General features: G+C 68.3%; 25 protein-coding genes. 9 read left to right on the forward strand and 16 right to left on the reverse strand.

Annotated features, from left to right (window positions below; all coding sequences use genetic code 11):
- Window position 1: 1 nt before the first annotated feature.
- The 8 genes from ACXYX3_RS19485 to ACXYX3_RS19520 form a co-directional block, all read right to left on the reverse strand.
- Complete coding sequence (locus ACXYX3_RS19485) at window positions 2–1,150, reverse strand: virulence factor Mce family protein (protein WP_458608668.1); 1,149 nt, start codon at window positions 1,148–1,150, stop codon at window positions 2–4.
- Entirely contained in the window at window positions 1,147–2,493 is a 1,347-nt protein-coding gene (locus ACXYX3_RS19490; RefSeq protein WP_458612150.1) for a virulence factor Mce family protein, read from the reverse strand. The genes ACXYX3_RS19485 and ACXYX3_RS19490 overlap by 4 nt, the downstream gene beginning before the upstream one ends.
- Before the next feature lie 5 nt (window positions 2,494–2,498).
- Window positions 2,499–3,857 (reverse strand): MCE family protein, encoded by a 1,359-nt coding sequence (locus ACXYX3_RS19495; protein ID WP_458608669.1) that lies wholly within the window; start codon window positions 3,855–3,857, stop codon window positions 2,499–2,501.
- Window positions 3,854–4,894 (reverse strand): virulence factor Mce family protein, encoded by a 1,041-nt coding sequence (locus tag ACXYX3_RS19500; protein ID WP_458608670.1) that lies wholly within the window; start codon window positions 4,892–4,894, stop codon window positions 3,854–3,856. The genes ACXYX3_RS19495 and ACXYX3_RS19500 overlap by 4 nt, the downstream gene beginning before the upstream one ends.
- A gap of 52 nt (window positions 4,895–4,946) precedes the next feature.
- Complete coding sequence (locus ACXYX3_RS19505) at window positions 4,947–6,395, reverse strand: MCE family protein (RefSeq protein ID WP_241207048.1); 1,449 nt, start codon at window positions 6,393–6,395, stop codon at window positions 4,947–4,949.
- A 1-nt stretch (window position 6,396) separates the two neighbouring features.
- Complete coding sequence (locus tag ACXYX3_RS19510) at window positions 6,397–7,251, reverse strand: ABC transporter permease (protein ID WP_241207047.1); 855 nt, start codon at window positions 7,249–7,251, stop codon at window positions 6,397–6,399.
- Complete coding sequence (locus tag ACXYX3_RS19515; protein ID WP_221356585.1) at window positions 7,248–8,015, reverse strand: MlaE family ABC transporter permease; 768 nt, start codon at window positions 8,013–8,015, stop codon at window positions 7,248–7,250. The genes ACXYX3_RS19510 and ACXYX3_RS19515 overlap by 4 nt, the downstream gene beginning before the upstream one ends.
- 153 nt (window positions 8,016–8,168) lie before the next feature.
- Window positions 8,169–8,774 (reverse strand): TetR/AcrR family transcriptional regulator, encoded by a 606-nt coding sequence (locus ACXYX3_RS19520; RefSeq protein WP_458608671.1) that lies wholly within the window; start codon window positions 8,772–8,774, stop codon window positions 8,169–8,171.
- A 105-nt stretch (window positions 8,775–8,879) separates the two neighbouring features.
- Between ACXYX3_RS19520 and ACXYX3_RS19525 the strand changes: the two genes are divergently transcribed.
- The gene (locus tag ACXYX3_RS19525; RefSeq protein WP_241207045.1) at window positions 8,880–9,746 is read left to right on the forward strand and encodes an alpha/beta fold hydrolase; all 867 of its coding nucleotides are present in this window, start codon (window positions 8,880–8,882) and stop codon (window positions 9,744–9,746) included.
- 3 nt (window positions 9,747–9,749) lie between these two features.
- On the opposite strand, the gene ACXYX3_RS19530 is transcribed toward ACXYX3_RS19525, so the two are convergent.
- The gene (locus ACXYX3_RS19530; RefSeq protein ID WP_458608672.1) at window positions 9,750–10,688 is read right to left on the reverse strand and encodes a hypothetical protein; all 939 of its coding nucleotides are present in this window, start codon (window positions 10,686–10,688) and stop codon (window positions 9,750–9,752) included.
- Between the two features lie 34 nt (window positions 10,689–10,722).
- On the opposite strand from ACXYX3_RS19530, the gene ACXYX3_RS19535 reads away from it, so the two are divergent.
- Window positions 10,723–11,499: an adenylate/guanylate cyclase domain-containing protein gene (locus tag ACXYX3_RS19535; protein WP_458612151.1), complete on the forward strand. Its 777-nt coding sequence runs from the start codon at window positions 10,723–10,725 to the stop codon at window positions 11,497–11,499.
- Here the strand turns inward: ACXYX3_RS19535 and ACXYX3_RS19540 are convergent.
- Window positions 11,489–11,659, reverse strand: coding sequence for a hypothetical protein (locus ACXYX3_RS19540; protein ID WP_221356581.1), 171 nt, complete (start codon window positions 11,657–11,659; stop codon window positions 11,489–11,491). The genes ACXYX3_RS19535 and ACXYX3_RS19540 overlap by 11 nt on opposite strands.
- A gap of 42 nt (window positions 11,660–11,701) precedes the next feature.
- Between ACXYX3_RS19540 and ACXYX3_RS19545 the strand changes: the two genes are divergently transcribed.
- The 6 genes from ACXYX3_RS19545 (at window position 11,702) to arr (ending at window position 15,816) form a co-directional block, all read left to right on the forward strand.
- On the forward strand, window positions 11,702–12,379 hold the full coding sequence (locus ACXYX3_RS19545) for a guanylate cyclase (protein WP_458612152.1): 678 nt from the start codon (window positions 11,702–11,704) through the stop codon (window positions 12,377–12,379).
- Between the two features lie 93 nt (window positions 12,380–12,472).
- Window positions 12,473–13,069: a hypothetical protein gene (locus ACXYX3_RS19550; RefSeq protein WP_458608673.1), complete on the forward strand. Its 597-nt coding sequence runs from the start codon at window positions 12,473–12,475 to the stop codon at window positions 13,067–13,069.
- A gap of 10 nt (window positions 13,070–13,079) precedes the next feature.
- Window positions 13,080–14,000 (forward strand): Vgb family protein, encoded by a 921-nt coding sequence (locus ACXYX3_RS19555; protein WP_458608674.1) that lies wholly within the window; start codon window positions 13,080–13,082, stop codon window positions 13,998–14,000.
- A 116-nt stretch (window positions 14,001–14,116) separates the two neighbouring features.
- Window positions 14,117–14,482 (forward strand): hypothetical protein, encoded by a 366-nt coding sequence (locus ACXYX3_RS19560; protein ID WP_458608675.1) that lies wholly within the window; start codon window positions 14,117–14,119, stop codon window positions 14,480–14,482.
- Window positions 14,483–14,785: 303 nt separating this feature from the next.
- On the forward strand, window positions 14,786–15,280 hold the full coding sequence (locus tag ACXYX3_RS19565) for a nitroreductase/quinone reductase family protein (protein WP_241207039.1): 495 nt from the start codon (window positions 14,786–14,788) through the stop codon (window positions 15,278–15,280).
- Between the two features lie 107 nt (window positions 15,281–15,387).
- Window positions 15,388–15,816, forward strand: coding sequence for an NAD(+)--rifampin ADP-ribosyltransferase (gene arr / locus ACXYX3_RS19570; protein ID WP_458608676.1), 429 nt, complete (start codon window positions 15,388–15,390; stop codon window positions 15,814–15,816).
- 1 nt (window position 15,817) lies between these two features.
- Here the strand turns inward: arr and ACXYX3_RS19575 are convergent, their stop codons facing one another.
- The 4 genes from ACXYX3_RS19575 to ychF all read right to left on the reverse strand — a co-directional run bounded on the left by ACXYX3_RS19575 (window position 15,818) and on the right by ychF (window position 18,923).
- Complete coding sequence (locus ACXYX3_RS19575; protein ID WP_241207037.1) at window positions 15,818–16,216, reverse strand: VOC family protein; 399 nt, start codon at window positions 16,214–16,216, stop codon at window positions 15,818–15,820.
- A gap of 241 nt (window positions 16,217–16,457) precedes the next feature.
- The gene (locus ACXYX3_RS19580; RefSeq protein ID WP_458608677.1) at window positions 16,458–17,375 is read right to left on the reverse strand and encodes an alpha/beta hydrolase; all 918 of its coding nucleotides are present in this window, start codon (window positions 17,373–17,375) and stop codon (window positions 16,458–16,460) included.
- A gap of 64 nt (window positions 17,376–17,439) precedes the next feature.
- Window positions 17,440–17,838 (reverse strand): ester cyclase, encoded by a 399-nt coding sequence (locus tag ACXYX3_RS19585; protein ID WP_458608678.1) that lies wholly within the window; start codon window positions 17,836–17,838, stop codon window positions 17,440–17,442.
- Window positions 17,839–17,849: 11 nt separating this feature from the next.
- Window positions 17,850–18,923: a redox-regulated ATPase YchF gene (ychF, locus tag ACXYX3_RS19590; protein ID WP_458608679.1), complete on the reverse strand. Its 1,074-nt coding sequence runs from the start codon at window positions 18,921–18,923 to the stop codon at window positions 17,850–17,852.
- A gap of 82 nt (window positions 18,924–19,005) precedes the next feature.
- Between ychF and ACXYX3_RS19595 the strand changes: the two genes are divergently transcribed.
- On the forward strand, window positions 19,006–20,010 hold the full coding sequence (locus ACXYX3_RS19595; RefSeq protein WP_241207033.1) for a DUF6542 domain-containing protein: 1,005 nt from the start codon (window positions 19,006–19,008) through the stop codon (window positions 20,008–20,010).
- Here the strand turns inward: ACXYX3_RS19595 and ACXYX3_RS19600 are convergent.
- Window positions 20,007–21,779: a penicillin-binding transpeptidase domain-containing protein gene (locus ACXYX3_RS19600; RefSeq protein WP_458608680.1), complete on the reverse strand. Its 1,773-nt coding sequence runs from the start codon at window positions 21,777–21,779 to the stop codon at window positions 20,007–20,009. The genes ACXYX3_RS19595 and ACXYX3_RS19600 overlap by 4 nt on opposite strands.
- Window positions 21,780–21,797: 18 nt before the next feature.
- Window positions 21,798–22,811: a 4-hydroxy-3-methylbut-2-enyl diphosphate reductase gene (locus tag ACXYX3_RS19605; protein ID WP_241207032.1), complete on the reverse strand. Its 1,014-nt coding sequence runs from the start codon at window positions 22,809–22,811 to the stop codon at window positions 21,798–21,800.
- Window positions 22,812–22,825: the final 14 nt, after the last annotated feature.

Here is a 22,825-nt window from a genome sequence, read left to right on the forward strand (position 1 = left end):
GTCAACGCCCCTGGTCGAATCGGTACGGGGCGACGAGCGGATTGCCGGCGGTGCCGGGGCCCCCCGCGTTGCACGGGCTGGGGAACTGACCGATGGTGCGGCCCCATTGCAGCTCCAGCCATGTCAGGTCGCACTCCCACCGCGAACCGGTGAAGATGCCCTGATCGATGCGGCTCAGCGTCAGGTCGAGGACCAGGGTCAGGTTGGCGTAATCACCGCGAATCCAGTTGGTCAGCGTCTCTTTCGGGAACGGGAACGTGGGCAGGAAGCTGAGCGCGCGGGTCAGCGCCGGCCCGGCGTTGGCCAGCTGCTCCACCGTCGGGCCGAGGTCGCGCAGCTCGGCGACGAGCGCCTCCTTGGTCTGATTGACCGAATCGGCGGCCAGCGCGCTGAACCTGCCCAGCTGCGTCAGCGCCTCGGCGAGGTTCTTGCGCTGGTCCTTGAGCACCGCGAGAGCGTCCGGGATGGTCCTGAGTGCCTTATCCACGACCGGCTTCTGGTCGGCGAACTGCCCGACCAGGTTGTTCAGGCTGTCGGAGGCGTCGATGATGTCCTGCTTCTGGTCGTCCAGGTAACCGATCGCGAGGTCCAGTTGCTCGATCAGGCTGCGCAGGTCACCTTCACGCCCGGCGAACGCGACGCTCAACGCCTCGGTGATGTCCTGGATGTCGCCGATGCCGCCGCCGTTGAGCAGCATCGCCACCGCGGCCAGCGCCTGCTCGGTGGTCGGGAACGCCTTCGACGACGACAGGGGGATCAGCGAGCCCTGATGGAGCCGGCCGGCGGGCGCGACGTCGGTGGGCGGGGCGAGCTCGATGTGCTGGGAGCCCAGCAGGCTGGTCTGGCCGAGCGTGGCGGTGGCGTTGGCGGGGAGCACGACATTGCCGTTGAGTTCCATCGTGACCAGGGCATGCCAGCCCTGGCGCTCGATCTTGCGGACGTGACCGACGTTGACATCGGCGACGCGGACGCGGGAGTTCGGCTCGATGGCGTTGACGTCGGGCATCTGCGCCTCGATGGTGAACGCCCCCGGCCCGGTGCCTTCGACGCCGGGCAGCGGAAGTGAGTTCAGGCCACGCCAATCCGAGCAGCCCGACAGCAGTCCGACCCCGACGGCCGCCACCGCCACGGCACGCACGGCGGGCCTCACGGCGTCGCTCCCGGGGGCACCATCATGCCCTGCAGGCCGGCGGCCGGGTCGGGCGTGGTGGGGATCGCTTCGGCGGGCAGCAGCGGACCCATCGACGGCGGCAGCGGCGCGCCCTCGCCGGGTCCGGGTCCCGGGCCCGGCGACGGCGCCGAAGCAGGTGCCGGTGCCGAGGGGCCTTGCGGCGGAATGTAATCGGGCCGCAGCCAGTCCTCGCTGTAGGTCAGTTCGTTGGGCCGGGTGCTGGCGCCGACGAAGACGTTCTGCGCGACCGGTAGGAAGTTGTACTGGCGGTTCTTGACGATGGGCGCCAGGTACTGGACGCACAGCTTGGCCGATTCCTCGGCGCCGAGGCGGGAGGCCGCCTGGATGGCGCCGCACAGGAACGAGATCGGATCGGAGAAGTTGTTGATCATCGGGACGCTGCTGACCGCGCCCTGGGCCGGCTGCCAGATGTTCACGTAGTTCTGCAGCGTGTTGGGGCCCACGTGCAGGAACTGTTTGAGATCACCGAGGCTGTCGGTGAGCGCCTGGGTGACCCCGGCGAGTTTGTCGGAGGTGGTGCCCAGCGATTCGCGGTTCTCGGCCACGAAAGTCTGGACCTCGCCGACGACGGTGTCGAGGTCGCGGACCGCGTTGGCCACCTCGTCGGGGTCGTCGGCCAGCAGTCCGGTCACGCTCGCGAGGTTCTGGTTGAGCTGGCGCATGACATCGGTGCTGTCCTGCAGCGCCGACACCAGGATGGCGAGGTTCTTGACGGTGGAGAACACGTTGGTGCTCTTGTCTCCCAGCGCCGAGATGGCTTGCGACAGTTTGATGACGGCGTCGCGGATGTCGGCGCCCTGGCCCCGCAGGTTGTCCGCGGTGGTGTTGATCGCCGAGCCCAGCGGGCTCACACCGCCGGGCTCGGTCGGCTGCAGGCTCTCGGCCAGCTTCGCCAGTTGTTCGCGGACCTGGTCCCACTCCACCGGCACCGCGGTGCGTTCCCGCGGGATCACCGCGTCATCGCGCAGGACAGGCCCGTCGGTGTAGGGCGGTGTGAGCTGGATGCTGCGGGCCGTCACCAGCGTCGGCGACAGTATCGCCGCCTTGACGTCGGCCGGCACCTTGTACTTGCTGTCGTACCAGAAGCTGACCTTGACCGACTCGGGCTGCGGCTCGATCGATTCGATCCTGCCGACGGGCACCCCGACGATGCTGACGTAGTCGCCGGCGTAGATGCCGTTGGTGTTCTCGAAGTAGGCCACCGCGTGGGTGCGGTCGACCCGGTCGGTGGTGCGCAGCAGCACGACGACACCGCCGGCGAGGATCACCACCAGCGCGGCGATGAGGAAGGACCGCGGCATGCGCGTCACTGGCCTCCTCCGTCCGTGGGTGCGGCGGGCGGGACCTCGCCCGGCGCGGGCACGTACTGCGGCAGCGGCGTGGGTCCGGGGACCGACTGCAGGTTCGGCGGCGCCTCGGCCGGCGGGCCGGGCGGCGGACCGCCGGGCGGCGGCGCCGGCAGCGGCTCCCGGTAGGGGTAGCAGCCGGTGGGTCCGGGCAGGGGCAGGCCGGGCGGTCCGCAGCCTTGGTCGCCGGGGTTGCCGGTGATGGCGTCCGGGATGGTCAGGCGCGGTTCACCACCCTGGCCGGTCCGCGGGTAGGGCACCGGGAGCGCGGGCGTGCCCGGCTGACCGACCTGCGGATCGGTGCGCTCCGACGGCAGCAGCACGTTCGGGTCCAAGCCCAGGTCGGAGAACGCGGCGTCGACGAACGGTTGCACGAACTGACCCGGCAGCAGGTTGGCCACATAGGTTTTGAAGAACGGGCCCGACGACACCGACTCACCCAGCGACATCGAGTACTGCTGGAGCAGGTGTAGCGACTTCTGCAGTCGCTCCTTGCGGTTGTCGATCATCGTCAGCACGCCGTTGAGCTTGTCCAGCGACGGTTTGAGGATCGCGCGGTTGTCGTTGATGAAGCCGAGCAGCTGCTCACTCAGCGTCGAGATGCTGCCGGAGATCTGATCCAGCGCCGCGCTCTGGGTGCGTAGTTCGGCCAGCAGCGCGTTGCTGTTGTTGACCAGGCCGACGATCTGATCGCTGCGCTGCGCCAGCACCGTCGTCGCTTTGTCCGCGTTCCCGAGGAGGTTGCGCAACTGGGCGTCGCGTTCGTCGAGGGTCTGGGAGAACCGGGCGACGCCGTCGATGGCCACACGCAGCTGCGGTGGGGTGTCGGCGAACGTGGCGGACAGTACCCGCAGGGACTCGGACAGTTGGTCGGTGTTCAGGCCGCTGATCGTCGACGCCAGGTCGCCGAGCGCGTCGGGCAGCTGGTACGGGGAGGTGGTGCGCTCCAAGGGAATCGGGCTGTCGAGCCGGCCGTCGCCGCGGGAGGTGACCTCGAGCAGTTTGGTGCCGAGGAGTCCCTTGGTCTTGATCGCCGCCTCGGTGCGGTCCCCGAGCCGGATGTTCTTGTCGACGGTGAACGCGATGCGTGCGCGCGACTGGTCCAGATCGATCGCGGTGACGGTGCCGACCTTGAAGCCCGACACCAACACGTCCTGGCCGGTGGTCAGCCCGCCGGCGTCGGCGAAGAAGGCCGAGTACTCGTTGCCGTGGAAGAACGGCAATTTGGTGTAGTTCAGCGAGCCCAGAACCACGCCGATGGTCACCAGGAGCCCGACCGAGCCGATGATCAACTGATTGCGTTCACTGAACGATTTCACCTCGGCGCGCACCTCCCCGTGGACTGGCCGGCCACCTTGACGTACACGGGTTGGCCGCCCTTGCCGTTGAGCTTGAGCACGATGTCGCAGAGGTAGAAGCTGAAGAAGTCACCGTAGATGCCCTGCCGTGCCAGCGCCTGATAGGCGTCGGGCAGCGTGTTGAGCAGATTGTCGAAGTACTCGTTGTCGGCCACGACGATGCCTGCGGCACGGTCGGTTTCGCGCACGGTCTTGCTGAACGGCTCCCGGGACTGCGCCAGGAGGTCGGCGATGCTCGACGCCGCCGCGTTCGTGTAGGCCAACCCGGTGGTGATGTCCTGTCGGCGATCTTTGAGTGTTTCCACCAGTCCGGACAACCCGTCGACCGCCTTGGCGAACTGGTCGCTCTGATCCCCCAGCGACCCGAGCACCACGTCGAGGTTCGTGATCACCTGCCCGATCAGCTGATCCCGGTCGGCCAGGGTGGACGTCAGTGCGGCAGTCTGACCCAGGAACGAGTTGATGGTGCCGCCCTGGCCCTGCAGCGCCGAGATCAGTTGCCCGGACAGCGCATTCACCTGTTCGGGATCGAGCGCCCGGAACAGCGGCCGGAAACCGCCGATCAAGGCGTCGAGGTCGAGCGCCGGAGCCGTGCGGGCCATCGGGATCGTGTCACCCGGTTTGAGCGTCGCGGTGCTCCCGGCGCCTTCCTGCAGGGACAGGAAGCGTCCGCCGATCAGGTCGTCGTACCGGATCACCGCGCGGCTGCCCTCGGTGAGCACGACCGAATCGTCGGCCGTGAATTCCACGATCGCGGTCGTGTCAGGTTCGATGGCGACCTTGTCGACGCGTCCGACCTCCACTCCGGCGATGCGGACGAAGTCACCCTCCTCGAGCCCGCTGACGTTGATGAACTCCGCACGGTAGGTGTGCGTCTTCTCACCGAAGCGCATCTGGCCGAAGACCGCGAACAACCCGAACACACCCAGCAGGCATACGGCCAGGAACACGGCAAGACGCCATGCGTCATGCCGGATCCTCGTCGTCAGGCCTGCCATGGCGGTACACCTCTTCGTGTCGGTTCGTTGGTGGTCGGCGTCTCGATGGTGATCATGGTGACGGGGCGGCCTCACGCGGCAGCGGCACCGGCGGCAGCGGGGTGGGTTGCATCTGCGCAGGATTCGCGACGATGAACGGTTCGGACCCGGGCGTGGGTCCCGGTTCCCGCGGCGCACCCGGCGGTGGGGCCGGCGGCAGTCCCGGCCACAGCGGGCTGCCGTCAGGGGCGTACAGATCCGCACCGTAGGCGGGTGCGCCGGGATACGGGACGGGTCCGATGGCCGGTCCACCGAACAGGTTGCGGATGCTCGGCGGTTCGGGCACGGCGCGGGTGGTCGGCAGATAGTTGGCATAGCCCGGGAACCCGATCCCGGGGTTGGGCCGCCAGTCGATCCCGGTACCGAAGCCGGTGTTGGTCACCAGGTTTCGCACCGGCCAGTTCTTGGCGACGTCGGGCAGCGAGCCGCAGGAGGGTTTGCCGCCCGGGCCGCCCTTGGCGCCGATGATCGGAAGATTGTCCGGGTAGTGGTACGGATCGTCGCCCAGGGACAGGCCTACGTCGAGAATCAGGCTGCGGCCGTTACCGCCCGGTGCCTCGTACCCGCCGGTGTCGAGCAGCGTCTTGGCGCCCGTGAGCAGGCAGGTGTATTCCGGGCTGTATTTGAAGAGCAGGTCGGTGGTGGGCCGCAGCACGTTGATGGCCTTGACCAGGTTGGCCTGGTTGGGCGCCAGGAGACTGATGCCGCTGTTGGACAGCCCGATCGTGGACATCAGCAGCGTGTCGAGCTGCGTGGCACGGTTGGCGATCGTCGTGCTGGTGGTGCTGAGCGCGTCGAGCGTGGTCACGATGTCACCCGCCGCGGCGCCGTAGGTGTCGTTGAACCGGCGCAACGTGCGCCAGTCCTCGGCGATCGTCTCGTTACGCGGATTCAGTTGCAGCAGAACCTCGTTGGCGGCGGTGGTGGCTTCGCCGATCTGCGGGCCCAGCCCGCGCACCCCGTCGGCGAGGGCGGACAACGTGCTGTTGAGCTTCGCCACGTCGACCCGGTCGATGATCGCGACGACGTTCTGGAAGACGGTGTTGGCCTCGACGGTGACGTTGCGTGACCGGATCACCTGGCCGGCCTCCAGCTTTCCCTGCGGGTCACTGGGGTAGATCAGGTCGACGTACTTGGCGCCGAACACCGTGGTGGCCCGGATCTGCGCCTCGACGTTGCCGGGGATGAACCCGATCTTGTCCTTGTCGATCTCGAGCTGCAGCGCCACCGGCTCACTGCCGCCCTCGATCGCCGAGACGCGGCCGACCTGCACCCCGCGCAGCTTGACCTTCGAGTTGGTCTCCATCACCAGCCCGGCGCGGTCCGATGTGACCGTGACCGTCTCGTGGGAGGTGAAGGTGCCGAAGAACAACGAATACGTCAGCCAGAGAACGACGGCCACCACCACGAGCAGGATCAGCGTGTACCACGCCGGATGCAGGCCCTCGTCGTGTGAATCCATGTCAGCCCGCCAGATTGAAGTTGCCGGACTGGCCGTAGACGGCGAGCGAGAGGAGGACCAACACCGATGCCGACACGATCAGCGACGTCCGCACCGCCCGCCCGACGGCCTCCCCCACCCCGGCCGGTCCGCCCCGCGCGGTGTAGCCGTAGTAGGTGTGCACGAGCATGATGATCACCGACAACACGATGCACTGGCCGAATGACCACATCAGGTCGGTGGGGTTGAGGAAAGTCTTGAAGTAGTGGTCGTAGACGCCGGTGGACTGGCCGTAGATCACGGTGGTGCCGAATCGTGCCGCCCAGAACGCCATCAGCACGCCCACGCAGTACAGCGGGATCACGACGAGCAATCCTGCGATCACCCTGCTCGAGGCGAGGAAGGCGATGCTGCGGATGCCCATCACCTCCAGCGCGTCGATCTCCTCGTTGATGCGCATCGCGCCCAGCTGGGCGGTGGCGCCGGCGCCGATGGTGGCCGACAGCGCGATCGCGGTGGTGGCGGGCGCGATGAGGCGGACGTTGAAGTATGCCGAGACGAAACCTGTCAGCGCCTCGACCCCGATGGTGGAGAAGTCGCTGTAGCCCTGCACCGCCACCAGCGCGCCGGTGGTCACCGTCAGGAAGCCGACGATCGCCACGGTGCCGCCGATGACGATGAGAGCTCCTGCGCCCAGGCCCATCGCGGCGATGATGCGGATGAGTTCGACGCTGTAGTGAGTGAAGACGTACCCGACCGAGCGCAGGGTGCGACCGTAGAACTTGGTCTGCGTACCGATGTCGTTCCACGGTCCGGCCACGCTGCGGAACCGGGCCTTGAGCCACGGGAACTGGGAATGGGGCCGCGAGACGGTCATGCGGTGATCTTGATCGCTACAGCCGTCGCGACGATGTTGATCGCGAACAGCGCCATGAAAGTGAACACGACGGTCTCGTTGACGGCGTTGCCGACCCCGGCGGGGCCCCCACGCACGGAAATGCCTTTGTAGCAGGCGATCAGACCGGCGGAGAGTCCGAACAGCGCCGCCTTGGTCAGCGCGATGATCACGTCGGTGGTGCCGATGAGCAGTGTCAGGCCCGCGGCGAATGCGCCGGGCGAGACATGCTGGATGTAGACGACGAAGAAGTATGCGCCCGAGAGGCCGACGAGGATCACCGTCGCCGACAGCGCCAGCGAGACGACCATCGCGGCCAGCACGCGGGGAACCACAAGGGCCTGAATGGGATTGATACCCATCACCCGTAGCGCGTCGAGTTCCTCACGAATGGTGCGTGCCCCCAGGTCGGCGCACATCGCGGTGGCGCCTGCGCCGGCGACCACCAGAACCGTGACGATCGGCCCGATCTGGCGCACCGTGCCCAATGCGGCACCGGTTCCGGAGAAGTCCGCCGCACCGATCTCGGTCAGCAGGATCGTCGTGATGAACGTCAGCAGCACGGTGTAGGGGATGGTGAGCAGCAGCGTCGGCAGGATCGACACCCGCGCGACAAACCATGACTGGGCGATGAACTCGCGCCAGGCGAACGGTGGCTGGAACAGCGCGACGAACGTGTCGAGGGCCATCGAGAAGAACCCGCCGAACGCGCGTACGGGCTTGCCGATGACGTCGGAAGCGACCATTCAACCGGTCCTTCCTCGCAAACAGTTCACCGCCACAGCCTCCGACTGACCAACCCCCGGTGTGTGGGTGACGGTACATCTGTGAGGACGCTGGGAGACCGTATATCACCAAAATGTGGTGCGCCAACACGAGTCCGCCACCGGCGGCCGTGCTCACTCACGGGGCACCGCGCCGACGGCGCGCAGCGCGAAGTCGAGGAGCCGGGACTCGGCCAGCTTGACCGCCTGCACGTCCTGCGGCGCGACGCTTGACAGCACCCGGCTCACCAACGCGCTGATCGCGACCGCGTCGTGGTCGGGGTCGGTCAGCGGGAAGGCTCCGGTGGCACGCCCGCGACGCAGGATCTGGGCCAGAGAGCCCTCTCTGATGGCGTGCGACCGCTCCCGCAGCTCCCGGTACCCGACCGCGGACCGGACCTCCTCGGAGTCGATGACCGCCATCTGCCTTCGCCGGCGTGGGTCCACCAGGAGATCGAAGATCTCTCCGATCCACGCTGCCAACTGGTCGGCGGGGCTGCCGGTTCCTGCGGCGGCCACCCGGTCCACCCGGGCCGCGATCTCGTCGGCGCCCTGCTGCAACAGGGCGAGGAAGAGATCGTCCTTCGACCGGAAATGGCGGTAGAAGGCCCGGCTGGAGAGGCCGGCGGAATGCAGGATCGCCGACATCGTGACCGGCTCTCGGTGCGGATCGGACAGGCAGTGGTGGGCGGCCTCGATGATGCACCGCCGTTCGTCGTCGGAGCCCGCCTCAATTTGCACAAGCGAAAATATTAGGGAACGTGGTCTGTCGGGACCCGAGATCGGCGCAATCGGTGTGCTGGGTAACCTCAGCTGGCGGGGACCGGCGAGAGGACGCGGTGGACGATGACCAGCAGCGATGCGACGATCGCGACCTTCATCGGCGCTGACGGCCTGAGATTGGTCGCCGACGAGTGGAACCGGCCGCCGGTCACCGGCGACGCTGACAGCGAGCGTCCGTCGGTGCTGATGCTGCACGGCGGTGGGCAGAACCGCTGGTCCTGGAAGAACACCGGACAGATCCTGGCCTCCCGCGGGCTGCACGTGGTGGCGCTGGACAGCCGCGGCCACGGCGACAGCGACCGCTCCCCGGATGCCCGCTACAGCGTCGACGCGCTGTCCGCCGACACCGTGGCCGTGCTGGACCAGATCGGGCGGCCGACGGTACTGATCGGCGCGAGCATGGGCGGCCTGACCGGAATCCAGGCCGCACGGGACGCCGGACCGCAGCGGGTCACCGGTCTGGTGCTCGTCGACGTGGTGCCGCGCTACGAGAAGGACGGTAGCGCCCGCATCCGCGACTTCATGTTCAGCCATGTGCACGGGTTCGACTCCCTCTCCGACGCGGCCGACGCGGTCGCCGCCTATCTGCCGCACCGGACCCGTCCGCAGAACCCCGAGGGGCTGAAGAAGAACCTCCGGCACCGCAACGGACGCTGGTACTGGCACTGGGATCCGGCGTTTCTCACTGCGCCGCATGACGATCCGTTCCTGCGGGTCGAGCAGCTCGAGCAGGCCGCCGTCGAGCTGACGATCCCCATCCTGTTGATCCGCGGCAAGCTGTCCGACGTGGTCAGCGAGGAGGCCGTCGCCGATTTCCTGCAGAAGGTGCCCGGCGCCGAGTTCGTCGAACTCTCCGGCGCGGGGCACACCGCTGCCGGCGACGACAACGACGCCTTCACCGACGCCGTGGTCTCGTTCGTGCTGCGCTGACTCTCACACCAGCAGCGGCACACCCGCCACCCGGTCGGCGCCAAGCATCTCGAACATCGCTGCAGAACTGGTCAATTCGGTCCGCGGAACCGAGATGCCGGCCACCTGGAGTCGACACGTGGCCAGCGCGGAGTTGTAGCAGTACTTCTCGGCGCCACCGGTGTCGGTGTAGGTCAGGCCGATCACGTCACGTGTGGCGGCGGCGATCTCCCCTTCGATCGTCTGCTCGCCCACTCGCGCCCCGAAGCTCCACGTGAACGGCTCATAGCGGCCGTGAGTCTGCAGGCTGCCCACTACCGTGCGCACAGCGAACTCCATGCCGGCGTGGCGCAGCACGAAGAGGGTGACGGCGGGCAGGAGCACCGGACCCACCGCGGCCCGCGCCGTGACGATCTCGAGGGTGGTGCCGGGCGAGTCGTCGAACGCGCACACCTGCCCGTATGCGTAGGCAGCGGTGTGCCGGCTGCCCCAATTGTGGTTGACGCTGCCCACCCACCCGTCGACCTCGACGGTCAGACCGTCGATCTCGAGTCGCCCGTCCACCTGCGCCCGGGGATGCCGCACGAGAGTCTTGGCCGGCGGAAACCGCGCCTGATAGGCCCGGTCGGAGAGCACCCGCACCGCGGGTTCCCCGCCGGGCCGGACCGTCAGATCCCAGCGCGCGCGCCCCGGAACACCACCGACGGCGGCCGTGTCGGTGAGACTGTTCGGCCCGATCCGCGCGGTCCACGGGTCATCCGCGAAGACAGCGCTGTCGATCGGAAACGACTCTCGATGAGCCCGATGTCCGGCGGGGTCGAACACCATCACCCACACATCGGCGCTCGCTGCACCTGTCGACGCCCGCAGCAGCGTCTCCCGCAGCCAGATCGCGCGGGCGCCGTCCCCGCTGGTGGCGCGCAGCCAGCGACTCTCGTAACAGGGGGCCTGCGAGCAGTTCACGCTCCCAGCATCCAATACTGGACCGGTGACCGGGATGCAGATCCTCGCGCTGGCCCTCGCCGTCGTCGCCGTGGGCGAGGCGGTCGGCATCGCGGTGCTGTGGCGGCGGGTGCGGGCCGCTGAAGCCGAAGCAGACGAATTGCGGGGCCGTCTCGACACCCGGCAATTGCTGGTCTCGGGCGGCACCCGGGCCGTCAAAACGGTGTGGCAGACGGCGAACATCCTGCGCCGCGACGGGCTCGGCGCGGCGGTGCGCTCTTCCATCGAGGACCTCGCGGACTGGGCCGAAGTGGAACGACCCGACCTCGCCCGCCTGTCCCGCAACGGACGACTCGCGATCATGTTCTCCGACATCGAGGAGTCGACCGCGCTCAACGAACGCATCGGCGACCGGGCCTTCGTGCGGTTGATCGGCAGACACGACCGTGCCGTGCGCCGCCACGTGGAGCACCACGACGGCCACGTGGTGAAGAGCCAGGGCGACGGGTTCATGGTCGCGTTCGCCCGTCCCGAACAGGCGGTTCGCTGCGCCGTGGACATTCAAGACGCACTGTCCAAGCGGCGCAACGGTATTCGGGTACGCATCGGTATCCACACGGGGAAGTCCGTGCTACGCGGCGACGACGTGTTCGGTCGTAACGTGGCGATGGCGGCGCGGGTCGCCGCGCAGGCCGACGGTGGTCAGATACTGGTCAGTTCGGCGGTGCGCGACGCGCTCGACGACTGCGACGACCTGGTCATCGAGGCGAGCCACGAGACCGAGTTGAAAGGGTTTTCCGGCACCCACACGCTGTACGAGGTCACGGCGTGACGTCGGGTTGTCCCGCCTGCGCCAGGCGCTGATGCAGCCGGGCGCGAATATCGTCGGGGGTGTAGGAGTTTCGCCGTCGCTGGTCGCGAGCGACCAGCACACCACCGGCGACCACACCGGCCGCCCCGGCCAGCCCGACCCACTTCCAGAGTCCCCGCATACCGGTCAGTCTGCCTAAGCTGCGGACATGTTTCCAAGCACGGTGTCCCTGGAGCGCGCACTCGAGGAGACGCGCACCGGCGACATCTGGTTGTTCGACGGCCAGTCAGGCCCCGACCGGGCGATCCAGTCGATGACCAACAGTCCCGTCAATCACGTCGGGATGACCGTGGCGCTCGACGATCTGCCGCCGCTGATCTGGCATGCAGAGCTCGGTGACAAGCTCCTCGACCTGTGGACGGGCACGCACCATCGCGGGGTGCAACTCAACGATCTGCGGGCAGCGGTGCATCGCTGGACGACCGCCTACGGTCAGCGCTGCTGGCTGCGTCAGCTCACGCCGCACGCCGACCGGGCGCAAGAGGACCGCATGCTCACCGTGATCGCCCGCATGGACGGCACCCCGTTTCCCTCGACGGCGCGCCTCACGGGGCGCTGGCTCCGCGGGCGGGTTCCCACCGTCAGCGACTTCACCCGTGGAATCCCGTTGTTGCACAGCGCCGTTCGCCGAGCGGCCGAAACGCGCAAGGCGCAGCGCGCGCAGATGGGTTTGGAGACCGCCTACTGCGCGGAGACGGTGGCGATCACGTATGAGGAGATGGGCCTACTCGTCACCGAGAAACATGCGAACTGGTTCGATCCGGGATCGTTCTGGAGCGGCGACGTTCTACCGCTCGCCGACGGGTACCGACTCGGTGACGAGATCGCGGTTCTGCCCTGAACACGTCGGTGAAACGCCGGAGCGGCTACGGGCGTGCGCGCGCCTGCGGTGCTTTGCTGTTCGCAGGCACCGCGAGACAAGGGAGTGTCAGGCATGACCGTCACCACCCAGCCGTCCCACGACGCTGACGACGCGCCGCGCGCACGCTCGCGCGGTCGGGCAGTGTCCATCGTCGTCGCCTCACTCGGCACGCTCGCGATCGTCGTCGCGCTTCTGCTCACTTCCCGCGCCCCGTCCACGCTGGAGGTGCACTCCATACCGGCGCAGTCGGATACGAGCTCGGCGCGGCTGGCCGCACCCATCGCGCCTGCACCGGCGCCCCAGCCCCTGCCCTCGCCGGTGGCACCGGTGGCACCGGCGGCGCCGGCCGCGCCCGCGACGATGCCGATGGACAGTCAGGGTTTCGTCGACTCGGCGGCCCGGTGCGACTCCGACCAACGCGCCGTCGCCGTCGCCCGCACCGAACGCGCAGCCGTCGCGGTCTGCCGCGAGGGGAACAGATATCTCTACCGCGGCGTGCGACTGCGTGACGGGGCGTCACTGCGCCTCGACGACGTCCGGCTGATTCCGGCCGGGTTCGAAGCACGCAACGACACCACCACCTACCGGCTGACCGACACCGAACTCGTCGTCATCGAGGGTGAGGCACTGCAGAGCCGGGACCGCGTCGTCGAATACCGGGCCGGCTGACCCGATCGGCATGTCCCCGATCACCGCCGTGCACCACCCGGGGCTCAACGCACCTTCGGGCATCATCGCCGCCCACGGCGAGGTCTGGTTCACCAACATCGGCGACGACCGGGTCGGTCGCGTGCGCGACGGGCAGGTCGAGCTGTTCGGCGCCGAGCCGGGCGTCATCCGCTTCCCCGCCAACATCTTCCCGGCCGCCGACGGCCGTGTGTGGTTCACCAGCCTCGGCTCCGACGCGCTGGTGGCCATCGACCCCCGCAGCTCCGATCCGGCACAAACGATCACGCCCTATCCCCTGCCGGCGGGCAGTCGCCCGGTGGCGCTGAAGTCAGCCCCCGACGGTCGGCTGTGGTTCTCACTGCGCGGCATCGACGCCATCGGTTCGGTCGATCCGTGCGCGGACGACCCCGCGGCGACGGTGCGCCTCGTCACCGGCAACGGCATCGCGGCCCCGGCTGCGCTGTTCGTGACGACCGAGGGACAGCCGTGGTGGGTCAATGCGAGATCGCTGGGCACCTGCGACCCGCGCAGCGAGAACGTGACAACGGTCGCACCGCTTCCGGCGACACCGCGGGCGTGGACGCAGGGTGACGACGGCACACTGTGGTTGACCACCCGCGGGCCGGCCGGCCTGATCTCGTTCGAACCGATGAACCCCATCGGCACCATGCGCCTCTTCACCCACGGTGAGCTCATCGAGCCGGACGGAATCTGCACCGGGACAGATGGCCGGCTGTGGCTCGTGGACACCGCCGCGGACCGCATCGCGAGCGTCGCACCGGACCGGGCCTCGGATCCCCGCGCCTGGTCGTTCCTCGGTTCGCCGGACATCCGCGGACCGTTCGACATCAAGCCGGGACCCGACCCACATGTGTTGTGGTTCACAAACAAGGCGGGAAACAGCCTTGGCCTGCTCGACGCTGAACCCTGACGGAACGTCGGAACTCGTTGCGGCCGCGCGCCGGTTTACTCAACGAATTCTGTGGCTACGCTAAGAAATCGATCGGGGGGTCGTTGCGTTCCTGACAGCGACTCTGAGGAGGGTTCATGCAGTTCAAGAAGATCGCCGCCGGTGCTGTGGCGGCTGCAGCGCTCAGTTCGGCCGCATTCGGCATCGGAGCTGGAGTTGCCCAGGCGAAGCCGGGCCACGGTCACGACGACATCTGGCTCCCGGGCGACCCGCCGGGCCACAACCCGTTCGGCCCGCCGGGGCTGGTGGCCAAGGGTCCGGGTCCGCTCGCCGGCCCGCCCGGACACTGGGGCGATCCCGTGCGTGTCGGCCTTCCGCCGGTGTGGCGGCCCGCCAATTGGATCGACCTCGGTATCCGCGACCCTCAGCCACTGGTGTGGAATCCCGGCAGCAACTCGTGGGGTATCTGGTGGAACGGACTGTTCATCGGCTACGCGGCCTGATTTCTCAGCCGTAGCCCCGCTGTGACCTGACTGCGATCGCGGTCGGGAAAGCTGAACACCGTGGCCGCCGTTGTCGTGTTGTCGATGATGGCGGCCACGGGTCTGTTGGGCTTCTACCTGGGCCGCCGCGCGGCATCGCCGCGGCCGAGCTGGCGCCAGCGCACACGGCGTCCTGCGCTCGCCCTTCAGGCCGTCTCCCTTGTCACGCTGGTGGCCGTCAGCCAGTTGCAGCGCAGCGTACGGGGGCGAGTCACGCCCCGGCGCGGTCGAGTGCCGTCACGGCGCTGAGGTAGCTTTCCCGGTATGCCGCTTCGCTACGTCGACCCGCACCGCAAGCGGGGGCGCTCCTACCAGCGCGGGGTGCGGTTCGGACGCTCTCCGGTCGGCCAGTTCTTCGCCCGCCATGTCGCGCGGCGCACCGATCCCTACCTGTTCCGTCTGACCGGCGGGCGGGTGAACATGGGGCCCATCATCAATGCTCCGCTGGTCTCCACCGGGGCGAAATCCGGTCAGCGGCGGCAGACGCAGCTCACGTACTTCCACGACGGTTCCGACGTCATCCTGGTCGCCTCCAACTACGGGAAGCGGCGCCATCCGTCCTGGTATTTCAACCTGACGGCGCATCCGGACTGCGAGTTCGGCGACGAGCCGTTCACCGCGACCGAGGTCACCGACCCGGACGAATACGCCCGGCTGTTCGCGTTGGCCGAGAAGGTGTACGCGGGCTACGACGACTACCGGGAGCGGACTGCCGACAGTGGACGACAGATCCCGATCATGAGGCTCACCCCGCGCTGAATCACGCGTTCCCTTCTCAGACTGTCGCACGGCAGGGGGCTTGCCGCAAGACCCCTGTGATGGCGCAGACTGCTCCGAACCGGATCACCCCGCGAACGGAGACTGCGATGCCTGAATCACCCAAACCCTTTGTGCCACACGACTCTGGCGCGCTTCTCCACGGCACGAAGGCCGACCTCGCCGTGGGCGATCTGCTGGTGCCGGGTCGATCGATGAATCATGACCCCAACCGACGGGCGAACCACATCTACGTGACCCGCACGCTGGACGCGGCGACGTGGGGGGCGGAGTTGGCTGCCGGTGACGGCAGGGGCCGCATTTACGTCGTCGAGCCGACAGGCCCCCTCGAGGACGACCCCAACGTGACCGACAAGCGCATGCCGGGCAATCCGACGCTGTCCTACCGCACCCGCGAACCGGTGCGCGTCATCGGCGAGATCATCGACTGGGTCGGGCATTCGGCCGATCAAGTCCAGAGCATGCTCGATGGGCTGGCCGACTTGAAGGCCCGCGGGCTGGACGTGGTGTACGACTGACTCACACCCCGAACTTGGCGCGTGCGTCGTCCGTCACCGGCGTGAACAGGTTCACCAGGTTGTCGTCCGGGTCGCGGAACAGCAGCGCCCTGTTGCCCCACGGCATCGTCGTCGGTTCGGTCACCACATCGTCCAGTTGTTCTCGGAGACGGGCATATTCGGCATCGACGTCGGCCACGAGGAACTCGATGATCGCGCTGCGGTTGGCCGCAGGCTCGGCAGAGCCTTCACCGAACAACGGCACGGTCTTGTCACTGCCGATCGCCAGCGTGCCGACCGGTGTGGGGATCTCGGCGAACAGTTCGTTGCCCCAGATCGCCGATGCGGTGGTGACCAGCTCATAGAACGAGACGAGGCGCGGCACGTCAGCGGTGATGAGACGAATGGACAGGAGCTTCACAGAGGGTGACGGTAGACCGGGCCACCGACACCGTCGCTGCCACGTGCGCGCGTTTCTCGCGATCGAGGAGGCGGCTCACGACCCGGCCTGCGGATCCGGTCGGTTCGCCAAGTGGTGAGCCAGCCCCGCGAGCGCGCGCTGCGCGACCGACATGATGCCCATCAACCAGCTGGATCGGGCGGTGTCGCCCGTCACGTCGCCGGCGAATCACACGTAGTCGTCGCGCCGTGGCGATGCCGGGTCATACCCCGATCCGGATGCGGTCTCGAAGCCATCCTTCGATTCCGGCCCCAGCCGCACGTGCCATCGAGGTCGCGTGCGCTGTGAACGCATGCGGCGATGCGGGATACACCCGCAGATCGACTTCGACGCCCGCCGCCAGGAGTCGCGCCGCCATGGCGAAATTGTCCTCCAGCAGCACGTCCTCCGCGCCGATGACGATCAGGAACGGCGGAAGCCTCTTGAGATTCGCGAAGACAGGCGAGATGTCGGGCACCGTTCGATCCGGCGCATCACCTGCGAATGCCCTGATGAAGTACTCATCAGCGATCAGACGACCGGCCGGTGTGTGCGCGGAGAGATCGTAGGTGCCGCATTGCACCACAGCGGCGCGGAATGCGTGAACCCCGCGATCGCGGAGGCGCACGAGCACCGCCGCCACGAGTGTGGCCCCCGCGGAGAGTCCCGTCATGGCGAGCCGCGTCGTCCCGAACCGCGCTTCGGCGTTCTCCGCCAGCCACATCGCGGCGGTCTCGCAATCGTCTGGTGCTGCAGGCCAGGGATGTTCAGGTGCCAGCCGATAGTCGACGCTGACCACCGCAACTCCCAAAGCGTCGACGAGACGGCGATTCCGAATGTCACTGGCCGCGGCCGAGCCGAGATAGAAGCCGCCGGCGTGGACCTCCAGCAGCACGCCCGCGGCAGCCCGATTCACCGGAGTGTGAATTCGGACGGGCACGCGTCGCCCACCGGCGCTCACGGTCTCGACGGCGGGGGTGGGTTCACTTTCGACCGACATCGGCACCGCGGCGCGGACGGCATGAAGCTCGTCGAACGTCGCCGGACCGCGCCCGGGCGGCCGGCGAGCGTAGAACGCACGAGACTCGTCGACCAATGCGAGCAGGCTCGGATCGATGAAGGACGACAACTGCAAGCGCATACGGTCAGCCTAGGAACTGTTTTCGCTGCCCAGGATGAAGCACGTCACCAACTCGCCGTGAGCGCTACTGCTCTCGAGCGATCTGCCCGCGGACGGCTTCCTTGTCGATCACCGACCACACCTCGGCTATCCGACCGTTGTCGAACCTGTAGAAGGCGTGCTCGGCGAACGACACTCGCCCACCCGAGGGTTCGAAACCCAAGAAGACGTCGCGTGGGGTGCACTGGAAGAACAGCCGGCAGGACACGACCTGACCGTCGGCGGTCAAGATCTCCGGCACGAACTGCAGGTCCGGCGCCGCTCGGGTGTCACTGTCCAACATCGCGCGATAGCCGCTGAGCCCTAGCCGAATCCCGTTGTGCACAACGGCCTCCGAGACGAATCGTCCGAGTTCGTCCCACCGTCGCGCGTTCAAGCACCCCAGGTAGGCACGGTATGTCGTGAGCAAGTCGCCCTCAGCCATCACATCACTTCTCACACGTTGAAGCGGAACTCCACCACGTCGCCGTCGGCCATCACGTAATCCTTGCCCTCCATGCGGACCTTGCCCGCGGCCTTCGCCGCGGCCATCGAACCGGCGGCCACCAGATCGTCGAAGGACACGATCTCTGCCTTGATGAAGCCTTTCTCGAAGTCGGAGTGGATCACCCCGGCCGCCTTCGGCGCGGTGTCGCCTTGATGAATCGTCCACGCGCGCGCCTCTTTCGGCCCCGCGGTCAGGTAGGTCTGCAATTTCAGGGTGTGAAACCCGGCGCGCGCCAACGCATCCAGGCCGCGCTCGGTCTGGCCGATCGACTCGAGCAGCTCGGTGGCCGACTCCTCGTCGAGCTCCTGCAGTTCCGCCTCGATCTTGGCGTCGAGGAACACCGCGTCCGCCGGAGCCACCAGCTCACGCAGCTCCGCCACGCGTGCGGCGTCGGTCAGCACCGACTCGTCGGCGTTGAACACGTACAAGAAGGGCTTCGACGTCATCAGGTTCAGCTCGCGCAGCAGCGACACGTCGGCACCGGCGGCGAACAGCGTCGTGCCGCCGTTGAGCACTTCTTGGGCAGCCAGCGCCGCCTCGTGCACCGGCCGCCGATCCTTGTTCGTGCGCGCTTCCTTCTCCAGCCGCGGCAGTGCGCGCTCCAACGTCTGCATGTCGGCCAGGATCAACTCGGTCTCAATGATCTCGATGTCGGACTTCGGGTCGACGCGACCGTCGACGTGTACGACGTCGTCGTCGGCGAACACGCGGACCACCTGGCAGATTGCGTCGCTCTCCCGGATGTTGGCCAAGAATTTGTTGCCCAGTCCCGCGCCCTCGGAGGCGCCCTTGACGATGCCGGCGATGTCGACGAACGTCACCGGCGCCGGCACGGTCTTCTCCGAACCGAACATCTCGGCGAGCTTGTCCAGACGGGGGTCCGGAAGCGCCACCACACCCTCGTTCGGTTCGATCGTCGCGAACGGATAGTTGGCGGCAAGCACGTCGTTGCGCGTCAGCGCGTTGAACAAGGTCGATTTGCCCACGTTCGGCAGTCCGACGATTCCCAGATTCAAGCCCACGGAGTCCACAGTCTGCCAGATGTCACCGCCACGCAGGCGTCCGCTGGCGGCGTGCGGTCACCCCAGCCGGTACGGTCGACGTGTGTCAGGACAAAGTGCGCGCGCGGCGATACCAGCCGACCTCCGCTCCGCGCACCCCGGTATCGCGGGAGTGCCCTGGTGGGGCGCCATTCTGATCGCCGTGGCCGCCTGCACGGCCGGCTTCGCCATCGACGCTGGCTCCGGCGGTGGCGCGTTGACGACCGTGTTCTCGGTGCTCTACGTCATGGGCTGTCTCACAGCGGTGCTGGCCGTCCGCCGTCAGGGCCTGTTCACCGCCGTCATCCAGCCGCCGCTGCTGCTGTTCGTCACGGTGCCGGGCGCCTACTTCCTGATGCACTCCAGTGAGATCAAGGGCATCAAGGACCTCCTGATCAACTGCGGTTACCCGCTCATCGAACGTTTCCCGCTGATGTTCTTCACCTCTGCGGCCGTTCTCGTCGTCGGGATCGCGCGCCGCTACCTCGGCGCCGCACCGAACGGCCACAGCAGCTCGGTGTCGGCCAAGCTGTCCGGCTTCGTCACCCGAGGCACCGGGACCGACGACGCCGAGCCCGCGGACAAGAAGCCGAAGGAGCCCCGCCGGCGCCACACCGCGGCCAAGCGCACCGAGCGGCCGAGAGACGCCGCGAAGGCTCGTGCGCGCGCCGAACGGCCCACCAGGCGTGCCGCCCCGTCGCGTTCACGGCACGCCCGGCCCCCGGCGCCCACCGAGATCATCGAACCGGTCGTCGATCTCGACCGGCCGCGCCGCCGCCGCCCCCGCCCGGACGAGGTGCCCCCGGCCGAACCGAGGCGTCGGCCCCGCCCGTCGTCGACGCGCGAATCGCGCATGCCGCCCGGCGAGCGCCTCGGCGGCTACGACCGCCCGACCCGACGGCCGCGCTATGACGACTACGAGCCACGTGAGAGCAGCACCCACCACCCGGTGTCCCGGGTGCGGTACCGCGGCAGCGACTCCGATACTCATGCCGACGACCAGGAGTACCGGCCGCGGCGGCGGCCGTCCCGCGACGTCGGGGCCGATCGCTGGGAGTACGACATCTAGGACATCGTGGTCCGGAGGAACCGGCCCGCGGCGTCGACCGCAGGTGTCGAGGATTCTGCGTCGCTGACGAACACCGCGAGCGCGAGGTCGTCGTGGATGCCGACGAACCACCCGTGCGCACGTTGCACCCCGTCGGCACCGACGTACTCGGCGGTGCCCGTCTTGCCGAGCATGCCGGGGATGTCCTGCAGCTGGGTGGCGGTGCCCCCGCTGATGGTCTCGGCCATCATGGCCTTGACCTGCTCGTCGACGCCGGCGGGCAGTGGTTGCGGGATGCGGTCGGCGGTGGCCGGTTGACCGGCGACGATGCTCGGCATCGGCACCGAGCCCCGCGCCAGCGTCGCGGCGACCAGGGCCATCCCGAACGGCGACGCGGTGACCTCGCCCTGGCCGATGCCCTCCTCGACACGCAGCGCCGAGGTGTCGGCGACCGGTACCGAACCCGTCACGGTGGTCATCCCGGGCGCGGTGAAGTCGATACCCAGGCCCAGTTGTGCGGCCGCGTCGGTGAGCGCATCGGGCGGCAGGTTCACCGCGAGGCGACCCATCGTGGTGTTGCACGACTTGGCGAACGCGGTGTGCAGCGGCACCTCGCCGAGATCGAATTCGTCGTCGTTGGGGATCTGCCTGCCCTCGATGTTCTCGGTGCCCGGGCAGCCGACGACGCTGTCAGGAGTGACCTGGCCGGCCTGCAACGCGGCCGACACGGTGACGGTCTTGAACGTGGACCCGGGCGGATACAAACCGGTGAGCGCGATCGGGCCCTGGGCGTCGGCGGGAGCGTTCTGTGCGACGGCGAGCAGACTGCCGGTCGACGGTTGGATCGCGACCAGTGCAGCGGGTGTCGGCAGCGGTGCCAGCGCGTCTTCTGCCGCGCGCTGCATCCCGATATCCACGGTGGCGGAAATGTCGCCGACGGGTTTGGCGTCCTGCCCGCCGACGCGCTGCGCGCCCGCCGCGGTCTGGGCCGTCACCGCCCAGCCGTCCGCGGCATCCATGCGCTGCTGCCAGAGGTCCGAGAGCCCCGACAGCGTGGGTGAGGTCAGCGTGCGATCGGTCGCGAGCAGCCGGGTCTGCGGCCGCAGCGTGACGTTCGGCAGCGCGGTCAGCTGCGCCTCGATGGGCGCCAGATCCTCCTCGCGCAACGTGATCGCGGTGACGGGCTTGCCGCCGGCGAGCTCACCGGCCAGCGATTCTGGGGTGATCGTCGGCGCGATCGGATTGAGCAGTGCGGCAACGGCATTGACGTCCGCTCCGGGCGCGAGATCGATCAGCGTGACGACGTGCTGGGTGAGCAGTTCGGCGCCGGTGCGGTCGAGGACGCGAGCGGCGGGTTGCGGGACGAGCGTGCTGAACGACAGCGGCCCCTTGTCCAGACCGGGCGCGACCGTGGTGGCATCCCACTGGATCTTCCAGTCGTCGCCCGCGCTCGCGGCCCGGCCGTCGGCGCTGTATTTCCACTCGATCTTCTTGTCCGGGCCGAACTTCCACGTCGTGTCGAGCGTGAAGGTGCCTGCACCGTCGTCCTCGGCCGTCTGGGCGACACCGACGTGGACGTCCTTGCCCAGGCTCGCGAACAGGGCGTCCAGCGTCGTGGTGGCCGCAGCCTGGTCGGTGGTCAGCGCGGCTGCTGCGGCGGCGTCACCCCGGCTGAGGGCATCGGCGAACGCCGTGACGGTGGACCGGAGCCGGTCTTCAGCGCTGCTGCAACCCGCCAGCAGGAGCAGGACGACGAACAGGACAGCCAATGATCTCCCGCGCACACCCACGGGTGCCGAACGTACCCGCTACGCGCGCGCCGGCCGGATCTCTCGGGGCAGAGCGAACACGAGTGTCTCGTTCGCGGTGGTCACCGGCTGCACGGTCCCGAAGCCGTGTTCGGCCAGCCTGTCGAGCACGCCGCGCACGAGGATCTCGGGCACCGACGCACCGGACGTCACGCCCACCGTCGTCACCCCGTCCAGCCACGCCGGGTCGATGTCCTCGGCGTAGTCGACCAGGTGCGCGGCCGCTGCACCGGCGCCCAGGGCGACCTCGACCAGGCGCACCGAGTTCGACGAGTTCTTCGACCCGACGACGATGACGAGGTCGCACTCAGGGGCCATCGCCTTGACGGCGACCTGGCGGTTCTGGGTGGCGTAGCAGATGTCGTCGCTGGGCGGGTCCTGCAGCGTCGGGAACTTCTCGCGCAGCCGACGCACGGTCTCCATGGTCTCGTCGACCGACAGGGTCGTCTGGGAGAGCCAGACCACCTTGTCGGGGTCGCGGACGGTGACGCCCTCGACCGCATCGGGGTTGTCGACGACCTGGACGTGGTCGGGGGCCTCTCCGGCGGTGCCGACGACCTCCTCGTGGCCGACATGGCCGACGAGCAGGATGTCGTAGTCATCGCGGGCGAACCGCTTGGCCTCGTTGTGCACCTTGGTGACCAGCGGGCACGTGGCGTCGATGGTCTGCAGTTTCCGGGCCTTCGCCTCCTCGTGCACCGTGGGCGCGACGCCGTGGGCGGAGAACACCACGATGGCGCCTTCGGGCACCTCGTCGGTCTGCTCGACGAACACCGCGCCGGCTTTTGCCAGCGTGTCGACGACATAGCGGTTGTGCACGATCTCGTGCCGGACGTAGACCGGTGCGCCGTGCTTCTCAAGGGCGCGCTCGACGGTCTCGACCGCGCGGTCCACGCCGGCGCAGTAGCCGCGCGGCTCGGCCAGCAGGACCCGCTTGCCCGCGTCGTCGCCCGCAGCGGTGCCCAGCGCGGATCGGCTGGCGCCAGGAATCCCCATGTTGACAGTCGACGGCATGAGTCCAGGGTACT

Source organism: Mycobacterium sp. Panama NTM2 (assembly GCF_054355555.1).